Below are 4,193 nucleotides of genomic sequence, written 5' to 3' on the forward strand. Positions count from 1 at the left end.
ATATGTTGCTTTCACCCATTTATTTGCCAATGCACTTATTGAAAATGTACACAAATTAAGACCATAATTCCTGGTTCAAACTAAAAAGTTAGGAAATATGTAGGTCAATGGTCAAAAGGAAACCCAATTTATTAATCATACCTATATTTATCTTAAATAAAAAATGCAAAGGCAGAAGAATGGTTTCTAACTACCTTTGCATTTAAAAACTAGCCCTAAAAAGAAAGGGTAATGATATAGTACCTTGATCTTAATAAAATAGCAATTACCTCTTGATTTCCAGTGTGTAAAATTAAGTACGTTAAATTATCTTTTAACGCGTCATGAATGGCTTTTAGATATTTTGTAGCACACCTGTATCGATCTACATACTATAAAGGACAAGCCATATGAAAAGAATAATTTAAGAATCAATATAAGTTATTAATTTCGTGGCTTTAATGTAAATTATTTTCATCATAATCATAATCATAAAAATATATCTCCTCATTAATTATTTTCTTGTAGCAGAGATATGAGGGCAACATATCTCTGCTACTAATGTCGTTAAAGTCTCTTTTCACGACATTAATTATAATCTATAAATAATAATTGATCAGATAGATATGAAGCATGATGTGAAAAGTAAATAGTTAAAAAATAAAAAGGAATTAGCTATATAATGCTAATTCCTTTTTATTTTTTTATACTTCTATTTAATTAAAGGGGGACTCAAATTAAATAAAAAGTAACAAGTAATTTGTGGATTAGTATAACATACTTATGTAAAAAATATGTTGCTTTCACTCATTTATTTGCTCATTCACTTATTTTATTCTATTTATATACAGCTAAAATTTAATATAATATCAGGTGGTGGACAAAAGTACACTGGCTAATTAAAAAAGCAAATTTGTTGCGATCGCTTGCGATTTTTTATTGCCCTTTTTGTGTCCTTTTGTCCACCTCTTTTTTGACTCCAATTGCTATATGACGTATACGTTGGGGTTGCTAGGTTTGTTCTATGTAAACACCCTATTTTCCAACTCCAACTGGGGGTATATCGAACAATTGGAGTCAAAAAGTATAGCGATTTTGCATTATTTATATAAGTATATTTTAATACTTTGTGTGATTATTTTCAAGATGATCAGTTTGATGATACCCCTTAAAATAAAAGCCATTCAAGATAATGTTTATTATGTGGAATGGTTTTTATTTTATTTTTAAGCGAAACGAGATGTTTTTGTTTATTCAAATTTCCGTAGTGACTTTCTGTTTCGTATATTAAGGTGTATAGTAATAGCTACAAATAAAAAATGCAAAGGCTGGAAGTGGATTCCTTATTACCTTTGCATTTAAAAACTAGCCCCAAAAGTGGGCTAATGATATATTACCTTAATTTTAACAAAATAGCAATAAATCACCTCATTTAATCTCTATACCTAGAAAGTACGTGAAATTATTATTTTATTTAATCATTAAAATAACCATAAATTTCTAGGAGTATTCTTTATAATAATGCACATTATAGTAGTACAAATGAAAATAATTATCAATTAATGAGGAGGTAATTTATATGTCAAGAAATAGAGTATTAGTTCCAGAGGCTAAGACTGGATTAAATAAATTTAAAATGGAAGCTGCTAGGGAAGTAGGAGTAAATCTTACAGAAGGTTACAATGGAGATTTAACTTCAAGAGAAAATGGTTCTGTAGGCGGACAAATGGTTAAAAAAATGGTTGAGGCTTACGAAAAGAATTTATAATAAGTAATAAGAAAGACATAAGAAAGCCTAGTGTACGCTAGGCTTTCTTATGTCTTTCTGTCTTTATGTCTTTCTGTCTTTAAACTATGATTTCACGACATTAACTATTATTACAGTTACAGGTTGGTACATAAAGGTCCACACTAAAAATGCGGAGCATTTTATCACAAGTGCAGTTTTGCTGCCACCCCATATGTAAGGTTGATAAGTCAGCTTGCTGACCAAACAAAGTTTGCTCGTAGAGTTTTCAACCGTTCCATTAGATACTCTTAGGACGACAAAGGGTTCCCTAAATAATTTGAGTAATTGAACGTAGTGAAATTGCTCAAATTATTTGAGGGGTCGTTCTTAGAGTATCTTATGGATACATATGGGGTGGGGCAGCCTACTAAATGGAGAAACACGGTTTTGACCAGTAGTAATATTTTACTATGTTTATAACTAATTTCAGTGTATTAAACATGTGAACCGGTCGACTTAATCGGAAGTTCACTATTCTGTTACACTGAATTGTATAGAAAATAACCTATATTTTAAACTTTTCATGTTAACGTAATATACCAATCATCTTTTTTTAAAAATTCTACTAAAAAGGCTTTCCCTAACTTCTTTAGTTACTGCAACCTCTTCAAAAGGAGGATTTAAAGCCTTAGTAAAATTAAAATTGCTTTGAATAAGTCCATTTATTTGATAATCTTTTGATTTGATTTGTTCATCCTTAACCTGCAACTGTCCTATAAATTGTTCATCTCTCATTTTTAATTGTTCATCTTTACTTTTTAACTTTTCTTGCAAAAAGGTTATTTGCTCTTTAAAATCTGTATATTCCCTATCTGATATCCTGCCACCTGTTACGTATCCGTCACGTTCAAGTACGTTTTTAAGACGTTCCTTTATATTGTTACCTTTTGAATTAATTACTTCATTTTTGATACGTTCAAATTCATTATCGTCTATAAAATTATTTCTTCCATCTTTTGTAGTTTTTATATTAAGCCTTTGTATCAAGCTATATACCCTTTTCCTTGATATAACCAATTCTTCTGCCACTTGTGTTATGGTTCTCATGTTACCACCTCAAATTTATATATGTAACTCGATACGTTACCGTATCATAACTAAATACGTATCTAGTTACATGTATTCAACATAATTAATAAAAAACCTTTTTTAGTTAATCTACACCTAATTTATGTATTAATATTTACCTTGTTGAAATTCTTCTCCAACATCATCAGTTTCATTAGTTCCCCAATTTATGAGTTTTGCTTCTAACGTTGGATCAAATGGTCTTTGTTCATAATTATTGAAATTTCCATTTTTATTTTTACTTTTAGGAGCTTGATAATTTTCTTTAATTGCTTTGAGCATCCAACCTACAACACTATCAATCTTAGTTACATTTTGCGCCTGAGAATATTTTTCTTTGATAACATTTATATTCCCATTAGCAGTATCTAATAGTTTTTTAGCTTCCAGTGTTGTTATTTTACTGTCACTCATTATATTTTTAATTTTATCTATTGGATTTTTATTTTTTTCTTCTTCTTCTTCAAATTCCGTTACCGTTGCTGATACTTCATCCTTAACGGCAAGTGATTGAGAAAATTTGTTTTTCTTTATATTGAATTTTAACTGTGTAACTTTTTTCTTAGTCTTTATTTCTTCATACTCAAATTGGATATCGCTATTTCCGTTTATTTCTTCATAAGCAGGATTTAAAGCAAGTCGTTTAAATTCATAATAAACATCATAACTTTTAGGACACTCAAGTTTAGTTCTAAGTTCATTTAAATTGTCAACTCGCCAACCAGTCCCATTTTTACTGCTATTTTCAAAACTTTTTAAATAATAATACATTCTTTTACTATAGATATTATGAAAATTTAAAGAATATTTAAGTTGATAAAAACATGCTTTTTTAGCATTTAACATTACTTCTTTTAACTTTTGTCCTAATTCAATTTCAATTTTTCCTTCGCCATCAAGATATTGAATACTTGAAAACCAAGAAAAATATATTCTATTTTCCTTTTTTTTACTAATTTTTTGAGTTATTGCAAATCCTTTACCCTCAAATGTTTTAATTGCCTTTTTTAAATCCCCATAAATATTACTTTTATTTTTTATGTTATAAAGTTGACCATATTTTCTTATGTCTATTTGATATTTAAGCTTTTCATCATTTTCAATAGATGCAAAAACCATATCTAAAATATCATTTTGTTTTTTAGTTAATTTAAATCGTGCTTCAACTATCGTTTCGGGTCTTTTACAAATTAAATCCCCACCAACTTTATTTTCCATTCTTTCATTACCTCCAATTTCATAGTATGGAAATATATTACCACAGTAATTACGTAAAATCAACATTTTGTTTTACGCATTGATTTTATACGTAGTCCACACTGATTTTATACGTAGTCCACACTGATTTTATACGTAG

General features: G+C 28.6%; 3 protein-coding genes. 1 reads left to right on the forward strand and 2 read right to left on the reverse strand.

Annotated features, from left to right (window positions below; translation table 11 throughout):
- Positions 1-1,558 precede the first annotated feature (1,558 nt).
- Positions 1,559-1,747, forward strand: coding sequence for an alpha/beta-type small acid-soluble spore protein (locus tag VIM70_RS20100; protein ID WP_331947566.1), 189 nt, complete (start codon positions 1,559-1,561; stop codon positions 1,745-1,747).
- Between the two features lie 564 nt (positions 1,748-2,311).
- Here VIM70_RS20100 and VIM70_RS20105 read toward each other — a convergent pair.
- Positions 2,312-2,815, reverse strand: coding sequence for a hypothetical protein (locus VIM70_RS20105; RefSeq protein ID WP_331947567.1), 504 nt, complete (start codon positions 2,813-2,815; stop codon positions 2,312-2,314).
- A 129-nt stretch (positions 2,816-2,944) separates the two neighbouring features.
- A complete protein-coding gene (locus VIM70_RS20110) occupies positions 2,945-4,054 on the reverse strand; it encodes a replication initiation protein (RefSeq protein WP_331947568.1) in 1,110 nt (369 codons plus the stop codon).
- Positions 4,055-4,193: the final 139 nt, after the last annotated feature.

The organism is Clostridium sp., from assembly GCF_036569345.1.
Classification (GTDB): Bacteria; Bacillota; Clostridia; order Clostridiales; family Clostridiaceae; genus Clostridium_AD.

Coding starts and splice junctions, on each gene's coding strand:
- VIM70_RS20100 (WP_331947566.1), top strand. CDS start 1,559: ATGTCAAGAAATAGAGTATTAGTTCCAGAGGCTAAGACTGGATTAAAT.
- VIM70_RS20105 (WP_331947567.1), bottom strand. CDS start 2,815: ATGAGAACCATAACACAAGTGGCAGAAGAATTGGTTATATCAAGGAAA.
- VIM70_RS20110 (WP_331947568.1), bottom strand. CDS start 4,054: ATGGAAAATAAAGTTGGTGGGGATTTAATTTGTAAAAGACCCGAAACG.